This window comes from Providencia sp. PROV208, assembly GCF_028479465.1.
Lineage (GTDB): Bacteria > Pseudomonadota > Gammaproteobacteria > Enterobacterales > Enterobacteriaceae > Providencia > Providencia alcalifaciens.
Genome location: NZ_JAMPNS010000021.1, coordinates 59,496 through 79,838, shown reverse-complemented (window position 1 = coordinate 79,838; position 20,343 = coordinate 59,496). Strand labels below are relative to the sequence as shown.

General features: G+C 42.7%; 19 protein-coding genes. 7 read left to right on the top strand and 12 right to left on the bottom strand.

Features of this window, described 5'->3' with window-relative positions:
• Positions 1 to 22 precede the first annotated feature (22 nt).
• The gene (panD, locus tag PR766_RS16235; protein WP_006659325.1) at positions 23 to 403 is read left to right on the top strand and encodes an aspartate 1-decarboxylase; all 381 of its coding nucleotides are present in this window, start codon (positions 23 to 25) and stop codon (positions 401 to 403) included.
• 82 nt (positions 404 to 485) lie between these two features.
• On the opposite strand, the gene PR766_RS16230 is transcribed toward panD, so the two are convergent.
• Both PR766_RS16230 and PR766_RS16225 read right to left on the bottom strand, forming a co-directional pair.
• Entirely contained in the window at positions 486 to 1,256 is a 771-nt protein-coding gene (locus PR766_RS16230) for an ABC transporter permease (protein ID WP_006661053.1), read from the bottom strand.
• Entirely contained in the window at positions 1,256 to 2,194 is a 939-nt protein-coding gene (locus tag PR766_RS16225) for an ABC transporter ATP-binding protein (protein WP_006659327.1), read from the bottom strand. Before PR766_RS16225 ends, PR766_RS16230 begins: the two co-directional genes overlap by 1 nt.
• Positions 2,195 to 2,463: 269 nt before the next feature.
• Here PR766_RS16225 and can point away from each other — a divergent pair, with 269 nt between their 5' ends.
• Positions 2,464 to 3,117: a carbonate dehydratase gene (gene can, locus PR766_RS16220; RefSeq protein ID WP_006659328.1), complete on the top strand. Its 654-nt coding sequence runs from the start codon at positions 2,464 to 2,466 to the stop codon at positions 3,115 to 3,117.
• 66 nt (positions 3,118 to 3,183) lie between these two features.
• Here the strand turns inward: can and hpt are convergent, their stop codons facing one another.
• Positions 3,184 to 3,720 (bottom strand): hypoxanthine phosphoribosyltransferase, encoded by a 537-nt coding sequence (gene hpt, locus PR766_RS16215; protein WP_006661051.1) that lies wholly within the window; start codon positions 3,718 to 3,720, stop codon positions 3,184 to 3,186.
• A 114-nt stretch (positions 3,721 to 3,834) separates the two neighbouring features.
• The gene (gene cueO, locus PR766_RS16210; protein ID WP_006661050.1) at positions 3,835 to 5,466 is read right to left on the bottom strand and encodes a multicopper oxidase CueO; all 1,632 of its coding nucleotides are present in this window, start codon (positions 5,464 to 5,466) and stop codon (positions 3,835 to 3,837) included.
• A gap of 313 nt (positions 5,467 to 5,779) precedes the next feature.
• Between cueO and PR766_RS16205 the strand changes: the two genes are divergently transcribed.
• Positions 5,780 to 6,127 carry a YacC family pilotin-like protein gene (locus PR766_RS16205; protein WP_006661049.1) on the top strand — a complete coding sequence of 116 codons (348 nt, stop codon included), beginning with the start codon at positions 5,780 to 5,782 and terminating at the stop codon, positions 6,125 to 6,127.
• Positions 6,128 to 6,192: 65 nt separating this feature from the next.
• On the opposite strand, the gene PR766_RS16200 is transcribed toward PR766_RS16205, so the two are convergent.
• Together PR766_RS16200 and PR766_RS16195 are read right to left on the bottom strand one after the other, a co-directional pair.
• A complete protein-coding gene (locus PR766_RS16200; RefSeq protein ID WP_154636210.1) occupies positions 6,193 to 7,233 on the bottom strand; it encodes an AbrB family transcriptional regulator in 1,041 nt (346 codons plus the stop codon).
• Positions 7,234 to 7,403: 170 nt separating this feature from the next.
• Positions 7,404 to 8,042: a TetR/AcrR family transcriptional regulator gene (locus PR766_RS16195; RefSeq protein ID WP_006661047.1), complete on the bottom strand. Its 639-nt coding sequence runs from the start codon at positions 8,040 to 8,042 to the stop codon at positions 7,404 to 7,406.
• A 378-nt stretch (positions 8,043 to 8,420) separates the two neighbouring features.
• On the opposite strand from PR766_RS16195, the gene PR766_RS16190 reads away from it, so the two are divergent.
• On the top strand, positions 8,421 to 9,641 hold the full coding sequence (locus PR766_RS16190; protein WP_006661046.1) for a Tm-1-like ATP-binding domain-containing protein: 1,221 nt from the start codon (positions 8,421 to 8,423) through the stop codon (positions 9,639 to 9,641).
• Positions 9,642 to 9,651: 10 nt separating this feature from the next.
• On the top strand, positions 9,652 to 10,479 hold the full coding sequence (locus PR766_RS16185) for a phosphoenolpyruvate hydrolase family protein (protein WP_006661045.1): 828 nt from the start codon (positions 9,652 to 9,654) through the stop codon (positions 10,477 to 10,479).
• An 83-nt stretch (positions 10,480 to 10,562) separates the two neighbouring features.
• On the opposite strand, the gene PR766_RS16180 is transcribed toward PR766_RS16185, so the two are convergent.
• Together PR766_RS16180 and PR766_RS16175 are read right to left on the bottom strand one after the other, a co-directional pair.
• Positions 10,563 to 11,312, bottom strand: a complete 750-nt coding sequence (locus tag PR766_RS16180) for a hypothetical protein (protein WP_154630421.1) — start codon at positions 11,310 to 11,312, stop codon at positions 10,563 to 10,565.
• Positions 11,313 to 11,495: 183 nt separating this feature from the next.
• Entirely contained in the window at positions 11,496 to 12,392 is an 897-nt protein-coding gene (locus PR766_RS16175) for a diaminopimelate dehydrogenase (protein WP_006659337.1), read from the bottom strand.
• Between the two features lie 192 nt (positions 12,393 to 12,584).
• Between PR766_RS16175 and PR766_RS16170 the strand changes: the two genes are divergently transcribed.
• Together PR766_RS16170 and PR766_RS16165 are read left to right on the top strand one after the other, a co-directional pair.
• Complete coding sequence (locus PR766_RS16170) at positions 12,585 to 13,931, top strand: MATE family efflux transporter (RefSeq protein WP_006659338.1); 1,347 nt, start codon at positions 12,585 to 12,587, stop codon at positions 13,929 to 13,931.
• 196 nt (positions 13,932 to 14,127) lie between these two features.
• Positions 14,128 to 15,447, top strand: coding sequence for an L-cysteine desulfidase family protein (locus PR766_RS16165; RefSeq protein ID WP_006661042.1), 1,320 nt, complete (start codon positions 14,128 to 14,130; stop codon positions 15,445 to 15,447).
• 183 nt (positions 15,448 to 15,630) lie between these two features.
• On the opposite strand, the gene yjiA is transcribed toward PR766_RS16165, so the two are convergent.
• From yjiA to PR766_RS16145, 4 genes are all read right to left on the bottom strand, one after another.
• On the bottom strand, positions 15,631 to 16,593 hold the full coding sequence (gene yjiA / locus PR766_RS16160; RefSeq protein ID WP_006661041.1) for a GTPase: 963 nt from the start codon (positions 16,591 to 16,593) through the stop codon (positions 15,631 to 15,633).
• Positions 16,594 to 16,648: 55 nt separating this feature from the next.
• Positions 16,649 to 16,852 (bottom strand): YbdD/YjiX family protein, encoded by a 204-nt coding sequence (locus tag PR766_RS16155; protein WP_006659341.1) that lies wholly within the window; start codon positions 16,850 to 16,852, stop codon positions 16,649 to 16,651.
• Positions 16,853 to 16,953: 101 nt separating this feature from the next.
• Positions 16,954 to 19,107: a carbon starvation CstA family protein gene (locus tag PR766_RS16150; protein ID WP_036961560.1), complete on the bottom strand. Its 2,154-nt coding sequence runs from the start codon at positions 19,105 to 19,107 to the stop codon at positions 16,954 to 16,956.
• Positions 19,108 to 19,501: 394 nt separating this feature from the next.
• Complete coding sequence (locus tag PR766_RS16145; protein WP_154636209.1) at positions 19,502 to 19,990, bottom strand: WG repeat-containing protein; 489 nt, start codon at positions 19,988 to 19,990, stop codon at positions 19,502 to 19,504.
• Between the last annotated feature and the right edge of the window lie 353 nt (positions 19,991 to 20,343).

Sequence of the window (20,343 nt, the reverse complement as noted above, 5' to 3'; positions counted from 1 at the left end):
TGGCTTGAATGAGGAAGAAGAAATGCAAAGAAAAATGCTACTAGGTAAGCTCCATCGTGCCACCGTTACCCAAGCAGATCTACATTACGAAGGCTCTTGCGCTATCGATCAGGATTTTTTAGATGCGGTTGGTATCTTAGAGTATGAAGCGATCGATATTTATAATGTGGACAATGGCGAACGTTTCTCGACTTATGCAATTGCAGGAGAACGCGGTTCTAAAATTATCTCCGTTAATGGTGCAGCGGCTCGCCGTGCGGCTGTTGGTGATAAATTGATTATCTGCACTTATGGCATGCTGCCTGACGAAGAAGCCCGCCAGCATCAACCTAAAGTCGCTTACTTTGACGCGAATAACACCATGAGCCGTATTGCCAAAGCAGTGCCGGTTCAAGTCGCTTAATATCAAAAAATGCCCCCTAGAGGGGCATTTTTCATTCTCATCACCGTTTTACTTCCTTTCTTAATTCTGCTCTTCCGCTAAATTAGCTTCTTAAGCCTCTTCCTTGCTCAATTAAATACCATGTCAGTGCATAGAAAATAATTAAAAATACCATTAATACGCTTAAGGTAACGACAATAGACACATCGGCAATGCCTAAAAAGCCATATCTAAAGCCGCTGATCATATACACAATCGGGTTCAGCTTGGACACTGCCTGCCAGAATGGTGGCAATAACGATAAGGAATAGAATACCCCACCCAGATACGTCAACGGGGTTAAAACGAACGTTGGAACAATGCTGATATCATCAAAGGTTTTGGCAAAAATCGCATTCAAAAGCCCCGCCAGAGAAAACACTATCGCAGTTAGCAATAATGTCACCACAACCATTGACCATGAATGAACTTGCAACGGGATGAAGAATAGCGAAACAATGGTGACTAAGAAGCCAACTAGAATTCCGCGTGCAACACCACCGCCCACAAAACCTGCGATAATCACATGAGTTGGAACTGGTGCCACTAATAACTCTTCAATATTTTTCTGGAATTTAGAACCAAAAAACGATGAACAGACGTTTGAATATGAGTTAGTGATTACCGCCATCATGATAAGACCGGGGACGATAAACTGCATATAATCCACACCACCCATGTCACCGATTCGAGACCCAATTAAGTTCCCGAAAATGACAAAATAGAGCGACATCGTGATCACTGGAGGCAACAAAGTTTGTACCCAGATACGACCAAAACGAGTCACTTCTTTAATCCAGATAGTTTTTAAGGCAACCCAATACAGAGTGAACATTACACACTCTCCTTCTGAGAGACTTGATTATCTTTTTTCACTAAGCTAACAAATAGCTCTTCTAGACGGTTCGCCTTATTACGCATACTCAAAATTTGAATTCCTTGGTCACTTAATTGACTGAATACCCCATTGAGCCCTTGCTCTCGCTTCACATCGACTTCAAGGGTTGAGGTATCCACCAAGCGAGACTCATAACCGACCAAATCGGGAAGCGGGCTTTTCGGCATTAAGTCAAAAATAAATGTTTCTGACTCTAATTGGCTTAAAAGCTGCTTCATACTGGTATTTTCCACCAGCTCACCATGCTGAATAATCCCGATATTACGGCACAGCATTTCCGCTTCTTCCAAATAGTGGGTCGTCAAAATAATGGTGGTGCCTTGTGCATTCAATTTTTTCAAAAACGTCCACATAGAACGACGCAGTTCAATATCAACACCGGCGGTTGGCTCATCGAGAATGAGTAATTTTGGCTGATGCATTAAAGCACGAGCAATCATCAGGCGGCGTTTCATCCCGCCAGATAAATTACGCGCACGCTCATTGCGCTTCTCCCACAAATCCAGCTGAGTAAGATATTGCTCAGCACGTTGGTTCGCTAAATTGCGAGGAACGCCATAATAGCCAGCTTGGTTTAAGACTATCTGCAATACCGTTTCAAATGGGTTAAAATTAAATTCTTGGGGAACTAAGCCAAGCTGCTGTTTAGCTTGAACAACTTGCTTATCTAGGTCATAGCCAAACACGCTGACTGAACCACTGGTTTTATTCACCAATGAGCTAATAATCCCTATCGTTGTCGATTTTCCTGCACCATTAGGTCCAAGCAAGGCATAGAAATCACCATCTTCCACGCGTAAATCAATTCCACGCAACGCTTTCACACCACCTGCATAGGTTTTCGTCAGCTGCGATAGTTCGAGTGCGTAAGTCATATATTAAAAATACCTTTATTCTTGGGGCTGTTTGGAGGCAATATAGAACAATGATGCCACTTTTTCTTGTCGGATGTTATGCAGAAAAGTGATAATAATTTAACAAGGTATTATTCAGCATCCCCCTAATTGAGGGTTGTCATGTATAAATGAGTGGTTCATCATAGATATGAAATTAGTATAACTAATTATTATTTAATCAATAAATACTGTATAAGATTTTATCGCAAAGTCACACAATTAAGCTACAAACAACTAGGCTATAAGTCATGATGAGAAAAATTGAAGAGCTGTTTGCTAATAACGAAGCATGGTCAGCCTCTGTAAAAGAAAAAGATCCTGAATTCTTTAAAGAATTATCAAAAGCTCAAAGACCTAGATTTTTATGGATAGGCTGTTCAGACAGTCGAGTGCCTGCCGAAAAACTGATCAACGCAGCCCCTGGGGATCTCTTCGTTCACCGTAATGTGGCGAACTTAGTTATCCATACGGACTTAAACTGTTTATCCGTTATTCAGTATGCGGTTGATGTTCTGCAAGTCGAACACATTATTATCTGTGGTCACTACGGATGTGGTGGTATTGAAGCCGCGGTGGATAACACCGAATTAGGCCTGATCAATAACTGGTTATTACACATCCGTGATATCTGGTATCGCCATAGCTCTATGTTAGGTGAACTAAAACCTTGTGAGCGCTTAGATCGCCTTTGCGAATTAAACGTCGTTGAGCAAGTGTATAACTTAGGTCACTCGACTATCATGCAATCTGCGTGGAAACGCGGTCAAAATATCATGATCCATGGCTGGGTTTACGGTATCAATAATGGTCGTTTGCATGATTTACACATTACTTCAGATAGCCGAGAAAAATTAGAGTTAGGCTATCGTGAGGCTATCTCTAAGCTCACACAGAAAAAATAATTTCCTGATGCTAAATAGCAAAAGAGCAGCCTAGGCTGCTCTTTTTATTGCAAAGAATAAAGTTAATTACTCTTCCAACAAAGTCACGTGTCCAATATAAGGCAGATGACGATACTGTTGTGCGTAGTCGATACCATAACCTACGACAAATTTGTCTTCGATTGAATAACCGATCCACTCAACTGGCACGTCTACTTCACGGCGAGATGGCTTATCCAGTAGCGTACAAATTGCCACAGATGCTGGCTCACGTAAGCCAAAAATCTCACGAACTTTATTTAAGGTATTGCCTGAGTCAATGATATCTTCCACGATCAGCACATGCTTACCGCGAATATCTTCATCTAAATCTTTCACAATTTTCACATCACGGCTTGATGTCATCGCATTGCCGTAGCTTGATACCGTCATGAAATCAACTTCATGAGGTACTGTGATTTTACGGCATAGATCTGCCATAAAAATGAAAGAGCCTTTTAACAGACCAACCAGAACTAACTCACCGTGTTTATCTTGGTAATGAGCACTAATGCTGTCTGCTAATTCACTGATTCTTTGAGCAATCTCTTCTTCAGAGATCATTACATCCAGAGTATGTTTCATCATCTATTACGCATGTGTGGGAATGGAAAGCGCGTAATTTTAACATAAGCCACACAAAGACGCGACGACAAAACCAATGGCAGTGACCACGTTGCCACTGCCACATTGGCAACGTTAACTTACGGTAAAGCCCATCATCATGCCTGTATCCTCATGTTCCAACAAATGACAGTGCGCCATATAAGGGTGCTGAGGTGTTGCCGTATGTTTAAACTCCACCAAGACCTCACTCACTTGCCCTTCCACTTTTACGATATCTTTCCAACCTTGACGATGTGGTTCGACAGGGCGACCATTTTCTTTGAGAATTCTAAAACGCGTGCCATGTACATGGAACGGGTGCAACATCATATCGCCACGCCCTGAAATCACCCATATTTCCTGCTGATTCAGTGGCGCATTAAACGCAGGGTGAGTCATGGAGAAAACCTGACCATTGATGGTATTAGCATTATGAATATCCAGTTCATCCGCACCGGAACCACAGTGACCACCACTGTTCTGCATGCCGGACATATTACCGTGATTCATATTGCCGTTATTCATATTGCCATGGTTCATGTTTCCATGATCCATATTGCCCATCATCCCGCCATGTCCCCCCATACTCCCCATAGCTTGCGGACCATATTTTTCACGCAGCATCATCATGCCTTGCATATCCAAACGCATGTCCATCATCAAATGGAATTTACGACGATTCAGCCCTGTCAAAGACGGTATAGCGGCAAGCGTTGCTAACTGGCTCGGTAATTTGCCTGTTCCGTCACTGAGCGTGGTTTCGATACGTAAAACAGGAAGGGGTTGGTCGAACGGAGCAAGGGTCATTCCCATTTGCCCAACAGGTAGTGTCACAAGATCAAAGGCACGACCATCTGAAGCATCAATCAGTACTTCAAAACGCTCGCCCATTAAGATAGGTAATTCGGTCAAGGCAATAGGTTCAGCGAGCAACCCGCCATCACTACCTATCACGTACATTTTGCGCCCATCGCTGGTCGATACATTTAAACTACGAGCATTACAGCCATTTAATAATCTCAGACGGATCCAACCTTTCGGTGCAACGTGTTTAGGATAAACAGCCCCGTTGGTGAGCATCATATCCCCAAACCAGCCTACCGCCGCACTCATCACATCCAATTGATAATCAATCTGCCCATCATCTTTCAAACGCTTATCTTGTAAAATTACCGGAATGTCATCAACGCCCCACTCGCTCGGTAAGCCATGTTTTTGACTATCTTCATCTTTGACCAGCACCAATCCCGCTAATCCCATTGCCACTTGGTGCCCTGTTTTTCCATGAGTATGAGGGTGGAACCAACAGGTCGCTTCTGGCTGATTAAGTGTGAAATTGACTTTACGACTGGCGCCAGGGGCAATAATTGCTTGAGGTCCCCCATCCTGTTCCCCTGAAATTTCTAATCCGTGCCAATGCACTGTCGTCTCTTCAGGAAGCTGGTTGGTGATATTAATATTCACTGACTGCCCATTTTTTAAACTCAAGGCAGGTCCTAATAAATCGCCGTTATATCCCCACGTTATGGTCTTCTTACCCGGCACAAACTGAGAAATACCTTGCTTGATGGCGATTTGAATATTTCCTTGAGCATCCGGTTCCACTATTGGTGGAATAGCGAGCGTAGGGTAATTCCCTGCTGCGACAGCCATGCGGCTCCAAACTGGCAGTGCGCTAGCCGCATAGGCAATGGCACTCAGCTTAAGAAAATCACGACGTAACATAGATAACCTTCCTTTTATTTATCAAAATCAACAATCGGTGAGCACGGTGTGACAAGTCTAAAATTGCCCTTGCCAAGCAAAACGTGGTTTAATGATTGAGATGATAAAGCTTCCCCTTACAGGAAGGTCAATAAACCCATTCAGTTAATATGGATTTATTACATAGATTTAAGAAAGTTAGAATTGACTAACGAATCTATACACAAAATAATCTAAAGTGCACAGTAGCCGTAAAGAAATAAGGCAACTTGATGTAATGCGAGTATGTTCTTATGCTAATGTAACTTGACATAAAAACCAGATAGAATATCGAATGCAAAAATTTATATTAATGTCATGCTTAATGATGCTTTTGGGGATAACCAATGCCGCTAAAGCACTCTCAACCAATGAAGCTGAAGACCTCGCTGATCTGACTGCTGTGTTTATTTATTTAAAATACGACTGTGGCTATTCCCAAATTCCTGACAGAGAAATTGAACGCGCTATTGTCTATTTTGCAAAAAGTAACAAATGGGATTTAGGCAACTACAACTCAGATAAAATGAGCAAGCTGAATAAAGAAAGTTATGACGATTTAAAAGGCATTCCCCTCACCCAAGAGTTCAAATGCCAATCTTTAGCGAGGGATTCTCTAGGTCTATTTGCTTACGTAAAATAATCAAGCAATCCGAATGCGGAAACATGCCAGCAACACCATCGACAAAATCGAACCATGTTTCCTTCTTATCCTTCTTTCTTTCCTTTACGTTCCTGCCAAAATAACACGACCGATGGAATGGTTTGAATGATCACCATCCGAATAATATGGTTAGACATGACAAACCCTGCATCTAAATTCATCGTGATCGCCGCAAAGGTCATGGCTTCCATACTGCCCGGAGCCCAAGCCAGCAAAAGTACTGCAATATCATACCCCGTGATCCATGCTGCAAATACAGAGATCAAAAAGGTCAAAATAATATTAATAATCACCACTTGCGCTGAGGAGTAAATATTTTTAATCAAGGCTGATAACGGGAAGACAATAAAGTGGTTACCAATGTTCATGCCGATTAAAACCATGCTCAGCTCAGTCAGCATCAACGGAAAATGAAGCTGAACATCAATCCACCCTTGAATTAAGGTTGCCGCCCCAAGGGAAGTCAGCATAAATGGTGCGGGCACTCTGAGTCGTTGTAAGAGCAATCCCATCACCACCCCCACTGTCACAATCACCAGTAACCAGAATGTGGATTCCAGGGTTAACGTTGGCCATTCAATTAGCGGCTGAGGATCGCCCTCGCTTCCTACTACCAAACCTGCCAATAAAATAAGGATAATCAATCGAATAGTATGGGAAATAACAATTTTTTGTGGCGGTGTATGAGTGTGATCTGTTAACGCAAGAATAGCAGCCATCGCTCCCGGCACCGAGCCTAACATCGCTTCCTGTTTTGTCCACCCTACCTTGCGGTGAAACCAGAAAAAACTAAACGAAAACTGCACGGCCAAGCACACCACCAGCATTAACAACAACAGCAATAAATTATCCGCGTCCGACAATGAAACCTGATTGAACATCAAACCGACAGAGGTTCCTAGCGTGACTTGAACAAAAGTGATGGTGTGTTTCGGAATAGGGAATAACAGGCCAAAACGGTGAAAAATGATAATAGCAAGGATAGGCCCGAACATTAATGCAAGAGGAATGCCGATATAAGTGAGTGCACCACCAATCATGGCACAAAGAATAATTCCTACACCCATTTTTATCAGCTTCATCATCGGACAATAACCATTGAAATAATTAATTATGAGAATAAGTTACCTCATAATCATTCAAAGTTATAAAGCTAAGTGTGCCTAAATTATCGCCTACCCGATATTCACGATTTCACACTTCAAATGTCCCTACAAACAGAAGGATATTAGGTAAATTTAGGCAGAATTAATTTCTAAGGCTTTTCAATGTGCTGTTTATCCGCAATAGCCTGATTAATAATTGCTTTTGCCATCCACTGTGCAATCTCGGTGACTTGGTCATTATCCAATTTCCAAATATCTTTCAGTACCAAGAATATTTCCGAACCATAAATGACAGAAAACGCTTTGATGACCTTATTAATGATTTCTTCAGGAAATTCAGATTTCATCGGCAATGTTACCATCGCCAAAATGTCTTTACGGTTACCACGCTCTAATCGTTTTTCTTCAGGTTCTGGTGTTGGGGATGAGCGACCGAGAGCCCATTGCTGAAGTGATGTTTGCAGAGCGGCTCGTAATACCCCTTCATGGGCAAACATGCGCGGAAATGCGTAACGTAGCAATTCATCAATCCGCTCTTCTGTTTTTTCGCTTTGAGGTTTCCACGTCAAAATAGGTCCAAGGCTAACATTAACTGTCGCCGCAATAAGGTCACTTTGAGTCGGAAAATAACGATAGGCAGTTGCTCGAGAAACCCCAGCTTCTATCGCTAATTCGGAAACTGATGGCATCGCCCCTTTTTCAAATAGCTCAACTGCTGTTGAAACTAATAAGTTATAAGTGCGTTTACGCGTTCCTTTATAATCTGGCATTAAATGACTCAATGGCATGTTTTAGTCCTTAAAATCGCCTTTCTATGAGCATAGCAAGATGATTAACAACACGAAGATGTTAGCCACTCTATTACTCATTTGACATGTATATGATTATGTTTGTTCTCGAAATTACGCTATAAATACAGTACGGTAAATCATTATATTTAAATATTCATGGACAAAAACCACTACTCTAAGTTTACCATTTTGCAATAACCATCTTATTTATAATGCTTTATCAAAAAGATACAAATCATTCTTCGATTATCCAAGTAGACAATTTAAAAAATGAGACTGCAGTCTCATTATTGACTTATCGTAAATGATACGATAATCTCATTAAGATGAAAAATTCAGCACCTCCCCCTACATAAAAAATAAAAGGATTTTTCTATGCCAAAGCATCAGGGTTTTATTTATGTTGCAAGTACCCTAGACACTAAAAGTGCTGAGCTTTTTTATGTCAGTGACTTAATTAAAAATGCAGGGCTTGCTGTACGTACCGTTGATCTAAGCACTCAGCCACTAAAATTAGACAAACATGCGGATATCACCGCAGATATGGTTGCCAGTTTCCATCCTCAAGGAAACAGCGCCGTTTTCTGTGGCGACCGAGGAAAAGCAATAGAAGCGATGGCGCAGGCTTTCAGCCTCTATCTAGCTGCACAAACTGACGTCGCCGCAATACTTGGGCTAGGCGGCTCAGGTGGGACTGCACTGATTACACCAGCAATGCAAATCTTGCCGGTGGGTATACCAAAATTAATGGTTTCCACCATGGCATCAGGGGATATATCTGGGTATATCGGCGCCAGTGATATCTCCATGATGTATTCCGTCACCGATGTTTCTGGATTGAATGTCATTTCACGCAAGGTTCTAAAAAATGCAGCAAACCAAATCGCAGGCGCAGTTTGGTTTGATAACGGCGAAACTGACGTCACTGAAAATAAACCCGCCATTGCATTGACCATGTTTGGCGTGACAACACCGTGTGTCCAGCAACTGACTGCCAAATTAGAATCTGACCATGATTGCCTCGTCTTCCACGCAACCGGAAGTGGCGGTAAAGCGATGGAAAAATTGATTGATAGCCGTTTATTAGATTCGGTTTTAGATATCACCACGACTGAAGTATGTGATTATCTTTTTGGCGGCGTTTTAGCTTGTGATGAAGATCGTTTCGGCGCTATCGCTCGCACGCAAACCCCTTGCGTATTATCCTGCGGCGCACTGGATATGGTGAACTTCGGTCGCCCATCCACCGTACCAGAGCAATATAAAGATCGTCAATTTTACCATCATAATGCTCAAGTCACGCTGATGAGAACCACCGTTGAAGAAAACCGCCAGATGGGACGTTGGATTGCCGAAAAGCTCAATGTATGTGAAGGCGAAATTCGCTTTATTATCCCAACAGCTGGTTTCTCTGCTCTCGATATTGACGGGGCTCCATTCTGGGATCCTGCCGCTGATCAAGCCTTTATCGATGCATTAACCAAACACTTAGTCATAACAAAAAAACGACAATTAATATTAAGCCCGCACCACATCAATTCAGCAGAATTCTGTGATCAGGTTATTGAATTACACCAGGAAATAACAAATAAGTAGAGGTTCATTAATGAAACATAACCGCGAAGACTTACTGAAACATTTCAGAGAGATGATTGCTCGTGGAGAACCCATCATTGGCGGCGGTGCCGGTACAGGTCTGTCCGCTAAATGTGAAGAAGCAGGTGGCATCGATTTAATCGTTATCTATAACTCAGGTCGCTATCGTATGGCGGGACGCGGTTCTCTAGCGGGTCTGCTCGCTTACGGCAATGCTAACGAAATCGTAATGGATATGGCGAAGGAAGTTCTCCCAGTCGTGAAGCACACCCCCGTGCTGGCTGGCGTCAACGGCACTGATCCATTCTGCCAATTCGATAAATTCCTTGATGATATCAAGGCTACGGGCTTTGCTGGCGTGCAAAACTTCCCAACCGTGGGTCTTATCGACGGTAACTTCCGCGCTAATTTAGAAGAAACCGGCATGGGCTATGGGTTAGAAGTCGAGATGATCCGCATGGCACACGAAAAAGGGTTATTAACCACACCATACGTTTTTAGTCGCGAAGATGCTATCGCGATGGCGCAAGCAGGGGCTGATATCATTGTACCACATATGGGTCTGACTACCGGCGGTAACATTGGTGCCGAAACGGCGGTGACACTGGCCGATTGCGTTAAACTAATCAATGATTGGGCAACCGCAGCGAAATCCGTCCGTGATGATGTGATTATTCTGTGTCATGGTGGACCTATCGCGACCCCAGCTGATGCCGAATATATTTTAGCTCACTGTCCTGATTGCCACGGCTTCTATGGTGCAAGCTCCATGGAGCGTTTACCGACAGAAGTGGCATTAAAAGAAACCACACAGCAATTTAAATCTATAACCCGCTAATATTTATTCCTTATTTTGTTTTACTTTATTTTTGCCAACACCAGGACGCCTACTTCGGTAGGCGTTTTTCTTTATTTTTTTGCTTACACATCCCTTTGATGCATCCTCTTCTTACGTAATTTGAACAGTCCAAATAGTGCAGGTAAAACAACGGGTAGCGAAAAATAGAGCACCCCGAACGCAAAAGCCACATGGGGTTTTTCAGGGAATTCCCCGCCTGTACCAATTGAGTCCAAATAATGGATAGATTCCAGATACTCGGGTGTCAGCCCACCATATGGCACCATCCACGATAACAACAGCGCAGTAAAGATACTGAACATAAAGTTCATTGCCATTAAGGCGGAATACCCAAGATTTTCTTGGCGTTCTTGGTCGGTTCGGCTGGTTAATCCAAACAGCATCCGGTTTACAACGGTCGCACTGTAGAGATAGAGGATTACAGGCGAGTCCCCCAACACTGAGGCATTGATAGCCAGTGCAAAAAGCCCATAAACCAAGGCGAATCCTAATATCACAAAAAAATTCTTAAATACCGACATAAATACGCCGGAATGCACCAAAATAAACTCGAATATAAGGATCAATGTGAGGTTATAAATAATCTCTACACTGTAATTCTCAGGGAAAAACCAAACTGAAATAATAAAACCGACATAGAATAACGAAAATCCATAATTCATCATTTTCGAAAAGGCACGAATGATACTGAATGAATTGTGGGTCTCTTTGACGCTTTTTACCGCTTTATTCTTAGGGAAAAAACTTGCCGATGAGGATTGGCTCCCTTTATTTTTATTCGTAACTGGTTTCTTTTCCTTTGGTGTTTCCATTCCATTTCTCCGCTGGCACTCTTTTATGCTTGTATCGAACCAATCCTAAATAATGGCGTTATTCTGAAGGGGAATAAAATAAAAAGCGAGGAGAGAAAATGGTACGCGGTCACAATGCTATTCATCATTCTGCGCACCATTAAAACGTGATTCTATCGACTAGAGGTTAACGCTATCAATAGATTAAACAAGCTTAGCAATTAAGCTATCTAAATCACCTTGTAGGAAATTCACGGGAGGAATTTCAATAACGGTATAAGCCCCTGCAGGCTGCTTCATGGTCGCGCGAGCCGCTGATACCATAAATTGAGAGGTTAATGCGGGGTTATTGATACGCATTGAGTATTCAAATAATTGGTTATGCGTTGCGCCAGAAACGCCTTTATGAGTCATCTGCACGCCGTGTCCTACATCTTTTAATGCATCAATACTATCAACTTGGCGAATATGCGTTTCATCGGAAGAGAAATAGCTGTCTTGTTTGATACCGCTGACCACATCGTTAAAATTAGCCCCAGCGTCAAGCTCCACATAGACCATACGACGATGAACGCCTGTCCCTAATGGAATGGTGACAGAAAGTGCATCTTTTACACCGTCGACTGCTTTTGCCGCAACACTATGTCCCATGCTCATACCGGGACCAAAGTTGGTGTAGGTCACCCCTTTCGGCGCCATCGCCAGCATCAACGTACGCATGATAGAGTCAGAACCCGGATCCCAACCAGCCGAAACAATCGATACACTGTTATGTTTCTTCGCCACACCGTCAAGCTGATGTTTTAATGCCACAATATCAGAGTGCACATCAAAGCTATCGACGGTATTGATACCTAGGCTTAAAATTTTCTCTGCTAAAGAGCCAATTGCACGCGTCGGGGAACACAGTAATGCAACATCCACACTGCCTAATTTCTCGATATCATCAACCACTTTATATGTCGCCAATTCCGCTGGAATATCTTGGGTATTACGACGTACAATTCCGACTAATTCGAAATCATCAGCGGCTTGAACAGCTTCTAGTGCATAACGACCAATATTGCCGTAACCCACTATTGCTGTTTTAATTTTTGTCATTGCGACTCCTCGGTCATTCTGATGTCATATTTCAAATACAAGATACATATCAATAACAAATTTATGTAGATTAAACAAAGCTTAATTATCTAAAAATATCCGGCTTTTATTACTAGGTTACTTCACTGATTAGAGGTAGAATCCGAGCAAATCTCGTTCTTTCCTTTATTTAAACATATACAAAGGTTCTTAATGCATCAGTCCGATGTCACTGAGAGGTCACTCTATTCCCTCAGTTGGCCAATCTTTATTGATATTTTCCTTCATTTGGCCACCTTATTAATTAATACCTACATGGTGAGCCATGTATCCACTGCCTACCTCGCCGCTATGGGGGTGGGAAACCAAGTTTTTGACCTTTTTATTACTATTTTTAACTTTATTAGTGTTGGTTGCAGTGTGGTTATTGCCCAATACCTTGGGGCGGGTCGCCGTGACAAAGCCAGCCAAGCAATCCATATCTCCATCGCCTTTAACTTTATTTTAGGTTTTTCCAGTGCCTTAATTGCACTGTTTTTTGGCTATAAAATTCTCACCATCATGAATACGCCATCCCACTTAATGGATGATGGGTATGCGTATTTACACATTTTGGGTATCTGTTTAATTCCTGAAGCTATTTCTATCATTCTCGCAGCTTGTTTACGCGTTTATGGTAAAGCACAGCCTGCCATGTGGGTCACATTAATCGCCAACATCATTACTGTGATAGGTAACATGATTGTGCTCTATGGTTTCTTTGGTCTGCCACAATATGGGTTAGAAGGCGTCGCATGGTCAACGGTAGTTGGGCGTGTAGTTGCGGTGATTTTACTCTTCGGCTTGCTGTTCTATGGTTTAAGAATCAAATTTACCCCAATGATGCTGATCCACTGGTCAAGCAAAATGCTGAGTAAAATCCTGCATATTGGTTTACCTGCTGCGGGTGAAAACTTAGTGTGGATTCTGCACTTTATGACCGCATCTGCGTTTATTGGCTTAATGGGTGAAACCGCTCTTGCGGCGCAAACTCTCTACTTCCAGTTGTCGTTATTTATTATGCTGTTTGGGATCTCTATCAGTATCGGTAATGAGATTATGGTGGGGCATTTAGTCGGTGCTAAACGCTTTGACGATGCATACCGTCGCGCCTTTAAGAGCCTGAAATGGGGCTTTTACGTCACGATTGGTGTGGTATTTATGTTCTGGTTATTCCGTTCACCGATCCTGAATAGCTTAACTGATGACCAAGGCATTATTCAGCTACTCCTGCCGATTTTCTTATTATCCGTTTTCTTAGAGCCGGGACGCACGATCAATATCGTTATGGTCAATGCCTTACGCGCCTCTGGTGATGCGAAATTCCCATTATTCACTGCCATCCTGTTCATGTGGGGCATTGCCATCCCGCTTGGCTACTTCCTTGGTATTAAAATGGAAATGGGGTTAATCGGTATTTGGATTGGTTTCTTTGTCGATGAGTGGGTTCGTGGACTCACCAATGCGTGGCGCTGGCGCTCGCGTAAATGGCAAAGTAAACGCCTCGATTTAGAAAGCTAATTTCACAAAATCCTACCAATGAAAATAGGTAGGATTTTTGTGATCGGCATCATATTTAAAAAAATATTCTATTAAGAATCAGAGTTAGAGATAAATTTTCTCTCCCATCCCGATTTATCCATAAACATTGTGAAGTTTTTCTCCGCCCTCTTTATTAAAATAATTTCATCACCACATGACTTTTAGGGATATCACCATGGCAACGCAAACTGAAGAACTCCTTTGGCAATATTTTATCAATGCTGTTAAACAAGACGTCAAGCCTGCACTGGGCTGTACTGAACCTATTTCCCTTGCTTATGCAGCGGCAAAAGCAGCATCTTATCTGCCATCACCAGTCGTTCGCGTTGCCGCGTTTGTTTCTCCAAACTTAATGAAAAATGGAATGGGTGTCACCGTCCCTGGAACAGGAATGGTGGGTTTACCCATTGCAGCAGCTCTGGGTGCAATTGGTGGTGATGCCGATGCAGGTTTAGAAGTATTAAAATCCGCCTCACCGGAAGCGATTGCACGCAGTAAAGCGATGCTTGCGGACGGCTCCATCACCGTTGATATTAAATCCCCTTGTGATGATGTTATTTATTCAGAAGCGACAGTCTATAGCGAAAATGATTCTGCCACGGTGATCATCGCAGGCTCTCACACGCATATTGTCAAAATTATCCACGGTGATCAGGTTCTGTTCGATATTACTGAGAGTAAAACAGAAACGAGGGATCCCGTTGATTGTGGTACCGATGTCAGCTTACCTAAAGTCACTGCTAAGGCTGTTTATGAGTTCGCAACTCAAGCACCCTTAGACGATATTCGTTTCATTCTTGAAGCCGCTCACTTAAATGATGCGTTATCTCAAGAAGGTTTGCGTAATAGCTACGGCCTGCATATCGGCAAAACGCTACAGGCTCAACGTGACCGCGGTTTATTGTCCAAAGATTTATTATCCGAAATTATGATCCGCACAACGGCAGCCTCCGATGCACGTATGGGTGGTGCGGTACTCCCCGCAATGAGTAATTCCGGTTCCGGTAACCAAGGTATTGCCGCAACCATGCCTGTGGTTGTTACCGCAGATTATTTGCAATCTACTGAAGAACAATTAGCCCGTGCACTGATGCTTTCGCATTTGATGGCAATTTATATCCATAACCAATTACCTGCATTATCTGCATTATGTGCAGCCACCACGGCGGCGATGGGTGCTGCCGCAGGGATTGCATGGTTATTAGAAGCTCGCTATGAAGTGGTCGCAATGGCAATTTCCAGTATGATCGGCGACGTGAGCGGCATGATCTGTGACGGTGCATCCAATAGCTGTGCAATGAAAGTTTCCACCAGCGCAAGTGCGGCATATAAAGCGGTACTGATGGCACTAGATAATAGCTGCGTAAGAGGCTCGGACGGGATTGTGTCAGATGATGTGGATCAGTCGATTGCGAACTTGTGTTCGTTGGCGGCAGGTTCAATGCGGCATACGGACATTCAAATAATCGAAATAATGTCCTCCAAAGCTCGCTAATTCTTCGCTCTTCGAGCTGTCGCTGTGTTGGTTACACTCGTTAAGGCTAGTCACATACTTATGTATGCTCCTAGCCCTTAACTCGATTACCGCCTTGCGACAACTCGAATATCTTTGAATTAGAATCTTCTGTTAGCTTCTTCTTTGTTTTTATTGAGTTTTTATTGAGTTTTTATTGAGTTTTTATTGAGTTTCTAGTGCTGCGAATTTTTCGCGAATTTCGGCTTCGGGAAGATCGATGCCGATGAAAACGAGGACGCTGCTGCGCTTTTCGCCCTCTTCCCAATCCCGATCCCAATCGGCGCTATACAGGCGCTGGACACCTTGAAATAACAGACGTTTTGGTTCATCGATAATGGATAGAATACCTTTATAACGTAATAAATTATCTGCGAAACCAAGCAGTAAATCTTCCATCACTTGAGATACCGCCATCAACTCAACGGGATAATCAAACTCCAGCACAATCGATCCCACCTCATTTTGCTGCTTAGGAGCAAAACGGAAAGTCGGCTGCTTAACATTGAGTTTTGAATCCAGCAAAAAGCCTTCAATATCTAACAACAAATCTAAATTAATATCCCCATGAACCACCGGATAAATCGGCGCTCGGGCATTAATTCTCTGTAAACGCTCAATTAAAGCGTCGTTATTTGGCTCGATATCGGTTTTAGTCAGTAAAATTCTATCGGCGTAGCCAATTTGGGCTTGAGCAATAGCGAAATCATTTAGCTGTTTATCAGCATGTACCGCATCCACTAACGTAATGATGCCATCCAATAAATAACGTTCACACAGAACATCATGGGAGAAAAAAGTTTGCGTAATAGGTCCTGGATCAGCCATTCCTGTGCACTCGATGACTAAACGGTCAAAATCCAGTTTACCGCTGTCCAAACCATCTAATAGATCCAGTAGCGCGTTCTCTAATTCATTGGAACGACTGCAACAAATACACCCATTACTTAACGTCGTAATTTGAGTGGCGCGATCGCCAATCAACGCATTATCGATAGGCACTTCACCAAATTCATTTTCAATCACGGCAATTTTATGTCCATGATCCTCATTGAGAATATGGCTCAATAGCGTCGTTTTCCCTGCCCCCAAAAAGCCCGTTAAAATCGTTACATTGATTGGTTTCATTATTGCCCTCATCACGCTATACATTTATAGGATCATTCGTTTACAGGATTATCCGTTAACAGCAGCGAAATCCGCCTTTACCACCACCGCCGTAGCGAGCATCTTGTCTTTCACGAAAAAACTCCTTATAGGTCATCACGGGTTTATCTGGGTGATTGTCTTTCATATGCTGCACATAGGTATCGTAATCGGGGATCCCGACCAGCATTCGAGCCGCCTGACCTAAATATTTTCCGGTTTTACCCAAGTTTCCAAACATAACTCTCTCCAAAGGCAAAATGCCCGACACTGCATTTTTGTACAATGTCGGGCTTCCCTTACTGTTTCGAGTGAATAAAATCTCGAATCATTTTTGTGTCCTTAGTGTGATGATGACACTTTCACACCCTCTTTAGGAACAGGAACATAAGGGGTTTCTTTATCTGTACGATTTGGGTTTTTCTGGGCTTTCATTGCCACACGGATACCAAAGAAGATAATACCGTAAACCACCACTAAGAACAGAATACTCAGACCCGCATTGGTGTAGTTATTGATAATAATGTGATTCATATTCGTAATTTCTTGTGCAGTTAAATCAGCACCACCTGCGGCGATTTTCTCTTTGTAAGATTTCGCTAAGTATAAGAAACCTTCCAGTTGAGGATTATCGCTGAATAATTTCAGTCCTAATGCCCATGTTGTACAGATTAATAACCATACTGCTGGTAACACAGTCACTAAGATATATTTGCTACGTTTCATCTTAATCAGTACAACAGTACTCAGGACTAACGCCACCGCTGCCAACATCTGGTTGGAGATACCGAACAGTGGCCACAAGCTCTTAACGCCGCCCAGAGGGTCAACAACACCTTGATACAGCAAGTAACCCCATAAACCTACGCATCCCGCAGTGCCGATGATACCCGCAAACAGAGAGTCGGTTTTCTTCAGGAATGGTACGAAGTTACCCAGTAAATCTTGCAGCATAAAGCGACCAGAACGGGTACCCGCATCCAGTGCGGTTAAGATAAACAGCGCTTCAAACAGAATACCGAAGTGATACCAGAAGCCCATGTTGGCAGCTGGCATAATTTCGTGGAATACAAACGCAATACCGACAGCTAAGGTTGGCGCACCACCCGCACGGTTCAGAATAGAAGGTTCACCGATGTCTTTTGCTGTTTGCATGATTTGTTCAGGCGAAATCACAAAGCCCCATGAACTCACTGTTGCTGCCGCATGAGCAGAAACATCTTTCAGTTGCGCCATAATTGCAGCGCCATCTGGACCACCCAGCTCATGCAGGTTAGGCATAGTGATACCTAATGCTGATGGTGGAGTGTTCATTGCAAAGTACAGACCTGGTTCGATGATAGAAGCGGCGACTAACGCCATGATAGCCACGAAAGATTCCATTAACATCGCACCGTAACCGATGTAACGCGCATCTTTTTCGTTCGCGAGCAGTTTTGGCGTCGTACCCGAAGAAATTAAGGCGTGGAAACCAGACACCGCACCACACGCAATGGTGATGAACAGGAATGGGAACAGTGTACCTTTCCACACTGGACCTGAACCATCAACAAACTGTGTCACCGCTGGCATTTTCAGCTCAGGGTTCAGGATAACAATACCCACCGCTAAACCAACGATAACCCCGATTTTCAGGAATGTCGCTAAGTAGTCACGAGGAGCCAGAATCAGCCATACTGGCAATAACGCTGAAACAAACGCATAACCGACTAATGCATAAGTAATCGTCGTATCTTTAAAGGTCAGCGCTGGACCCCAGTATGGGTCATGAGCAATCACACCACCAAACCAAATAGAAGCGACTAACAGTGCAATACCGATAACGGCAATTTCACCCACACGTCCTGGTCGGATATAGCGCATGTATATCCCCATAAACAGCGCAATCGGCACAGTGGAGCAAACCGTGAACACACCCCATGGGCTTTCTGCCAGAGCCTTAACCACGATCAATGCTAATACCGCAAGGATAATGATCATAATTAAGAAGCAGCCAAACAGTGCCAGTGTACCTGGAATTGGCCCCAATTCTTCTTTAACTATCTCACCAAGGGATGCACCATTACGGCGTGAGGAGATAAACAGCACCATAAAGTCCTGCACAGCCCCCGCAAGGACCACCCCAGCTAACAGCCATAACGTTCCCGGTAAATAACCAACCTGAGCCGCCAATACAGGTCCCACTAATGGACCCGCCCCTGCGATAGCTGCAAAGTGGTGACCAAACAGAACGTTCTTATTGGTTGGAACATAGTTTAAGCCGTCATTATTAATGACCGCTGGCGTAGCACGTGTTTCATCCAGCTGCATCACTTTTTTAGCGATATATAAGCTGTAGTAACGATATGCAATCAGATACACCGCCACGGAAGCGACGACGATCCACAGTGCACTGATGTGTTCCCCACGTCTTAACGCGACAACACCCAAACAGATTGCACCGATGATCCCGAGGATCATCCATGGAATGTGTTTTAAAATACCATTTTTGTTCATAGAACACCCTTCTGAGGTAGAACGAACATGCCATTAATGCGTAATTGCGATTTATTAAACGGCGAAAGCGTTGGTTTTAGTCGCTTTCGATGAATAACAAATAATTTTTTAATAGGCAGTGGTTGAATGATTTTGAATGTGAAAAATTGAGTTCTGCCATAGTGGGTATGGTAAGAAATTACTATCAGGAAAAGAGAAAAGTTACCTTGAGTGGTGGCATACAGAATTAAGCGGTTAGTTTTTTGCAGTGAATGGTTTTCAAGCGACGCCAAACCCTTGAAAAATGTGATCTATATTGCAAATATTTTTCATTTCAATAAGTTAAACAATATTTAAAATCATGTTTGCATTGTGACTTTTGTTAAATTTATGCACTTAACACATGAATAAAACGCTAATTTTTCATATTCAAAGGATTAACAATTTCTTGCCATTCACCGCCTACCCACCAGCGATGTTCCCCATCTGTTTGTTGCTGACACTTCATACCAACCTTGGCCTTACCGTTTTCGAATGGATATGCACAATCGTAGATTGGCTTAATCACAATCTCTCCAGTTCTTGCGTTGGCATAACCAATCTTTTCACCCTGACGAATTCGGTATAGCCCTTCACTCTCAGGGTCGAGACCATTATCAAAATAGTAAAATTGATACACTTCATTACCGTGCTTATCCACGAGTCTAATACCACTTTTTGTGTATACGCTTCCTTTAAGACAATAAAGGAAAGGCGAAGAAGATTCAAAGCAACGGATTTTTTCACTCTCACCTTCCGCCATTAGCTGAAATTGGTCCTCAATCGGCATGGCTTGAGCCACTGTTGCCATGAACATCGTACCCCATAATCCCACCAAACTGCTTTTTATGAGTCTCGCTTTCATTGATAAACACCCATTCATTTTTATCGAGCACTCAGAATCTCCCAAAGTCACAAAAATGGGTATCAGACAATACGCAATTCCTTTATGGGACTGCACTTTTATTCTTACTTTCTAGCACTAAAAGTAGTCAAAAATGCAAAACATTAACTTATTAATAACAATAAAGATTAAGAGCTAAAATCGAAAAATAAATATTTACTCCTTAAATAACAATAAATAGAGAAAATCAAAAATAGTTACATAGGAAATTATTTTTGAAGCCAATCACACTAACGGAACATTATTTATACATTAATAATTCAAGAGGGTATTGTTAAATAAATGATGATTTGATGTTAATTTAGATAAGAGAG

What these genes read in the sequence shown, in the direction of transcription:
- PR766_RS16205 (WP_006661049.1), top strand. Translation starts at nt 5,780, where the DNA reads ATGCAAAAATTTATATTAATGTCATGCTTAATGATGCTTTTGGGGATA.
- panD (WP_006659325.1), top strand. Translation starts at nt 23, where the DNA reads ATGCAAAGAAAAATGCTACTAGGTAAGCTCCATCGTGCCACCGTTACC.
- PR766_RS16190 (WP_006661046.1), top strand. Translation starts at nt 8,421, where the DNA reads ATGCCAAAGCATCAGGGTTTTATTTATGTTGCAAGTACCCTAGACACT.
- PR766_RS16200 (WP_154636210.1), bottom strand. Translation starts at nt 7,233, where the DNA reads ATGATGAAGCTGATAAAAATGGGTGTAGGAATTATTCTTTGTGCCATG.
- PR766_RS16185 (WP_006661045.1), top strand. Translation starts at nt 9,652, where the DNA reads ATGAAACATAACCGCGAAGACTTACTGAAACATTTCAGAGAGATGATT.
- PR766_RS16165 (WP_006661042.1), top strand. Translation starts at nt 14,128, where the DNA reads ATGGCAACGCAAACTGAAGAACTCCTTTGGCAATATTTTATCAATGCT.
- PR766_RS16155 (WP_006659341.1), bottom strand. Translation starts at nt 16,852, where the DNA reads ATGTTTGGAAACTTGGGTAAAACCGGAAAATATTTAGGTCAGGCGGCT.
- PR766_RS16145 (WP_154636209.1), bottom strand. Translation starts at nt 19,990, where the DNA reads ATGAAAGCGAGACTCATAAAAAGCAGTTTGGTGGGATTATGGGGTACG.
- yjiA (WP_006661041.1), bottom strand. Translation starts at nt 16,593, where the DNA reads ATGAAACCAATCAATGTAACGATTTTAACGGGCTTTTTGGGGGCAGGG.
- can (WP_006659328.1), top strand. Translation starts at nt 2,464, where the DNA reads ATGATGAGAAAAATTGAAGAGCTGTTTGCTAATAACGAAGCATGGTCA.
- PR766_RS16195 (WP_006661047.1), bottom strand. Translation starts at nt 8,042, where the DNA reads ATGCCATTGAGTCATTTAATGCCAGATTATAAAGGAACGCGTAAACGC.
- cueO (WP_006661050.1), bottom strand. Translation starts at nt 5,466, where the DNA reads ATGTTACGTCGTGATTTTCTTAAGCTGAGTGCCATTGCCTATGCGGCT.
- PR766_RS16230 (WP_006661053.1), bottom strand. Translation starts at nt 1,256, where the DNA reads ATGTTCACTCTGTATTGGGTTGCCTTAAAAACTATCTGGATTAAAGAA.
- PR766_RS16180 (WP_154630421.1), bottom strand. Translation starts at nt 11,312, where the DNA reads ATGGAAACACCAAAGGAAAAGAAACCAGTTACGAATAAAAATAAAGGG.
- PR766_RS16150 (WP_036961560.1), bottom strand. Translation starts at nt 19,107, where the DNA reads ATGAACAAAAATGGTATTTTAAAACACATTCCATGGATGATCCTCGGG.
- hpt (WP_006661051.1), bottom strand. Translation starts at nt 3,720, where the DNA reads ATGAAACATACTCTGGATGTAATGATCTCTGAAGAAGAGATTGCTCAA.
- PR766_RS16175 (WP_006659337.1), bottom strand. Translation starts at nt 12,392, where the DNA reads ATGACAAAAATTAAAACAGCAATAGTGGGTTACGGCAATATTGGTCGT.
- PR766_RS16170 (WP_006659338.1), top strand. Translation starts at nt 12,585, where the DNA reads ATGCATCAGTCCGATGTCACTGAGAGGTCACTCTATTCCCTCAGTTGG.
- PR766_RS16225 (WP_006659327.1), bottom strand. Translation starts at nt 2,194, where the DNA reads ATGACTTACGCACTCGAACTATCGCAGCTGACGAAAACCTATGCAGGT.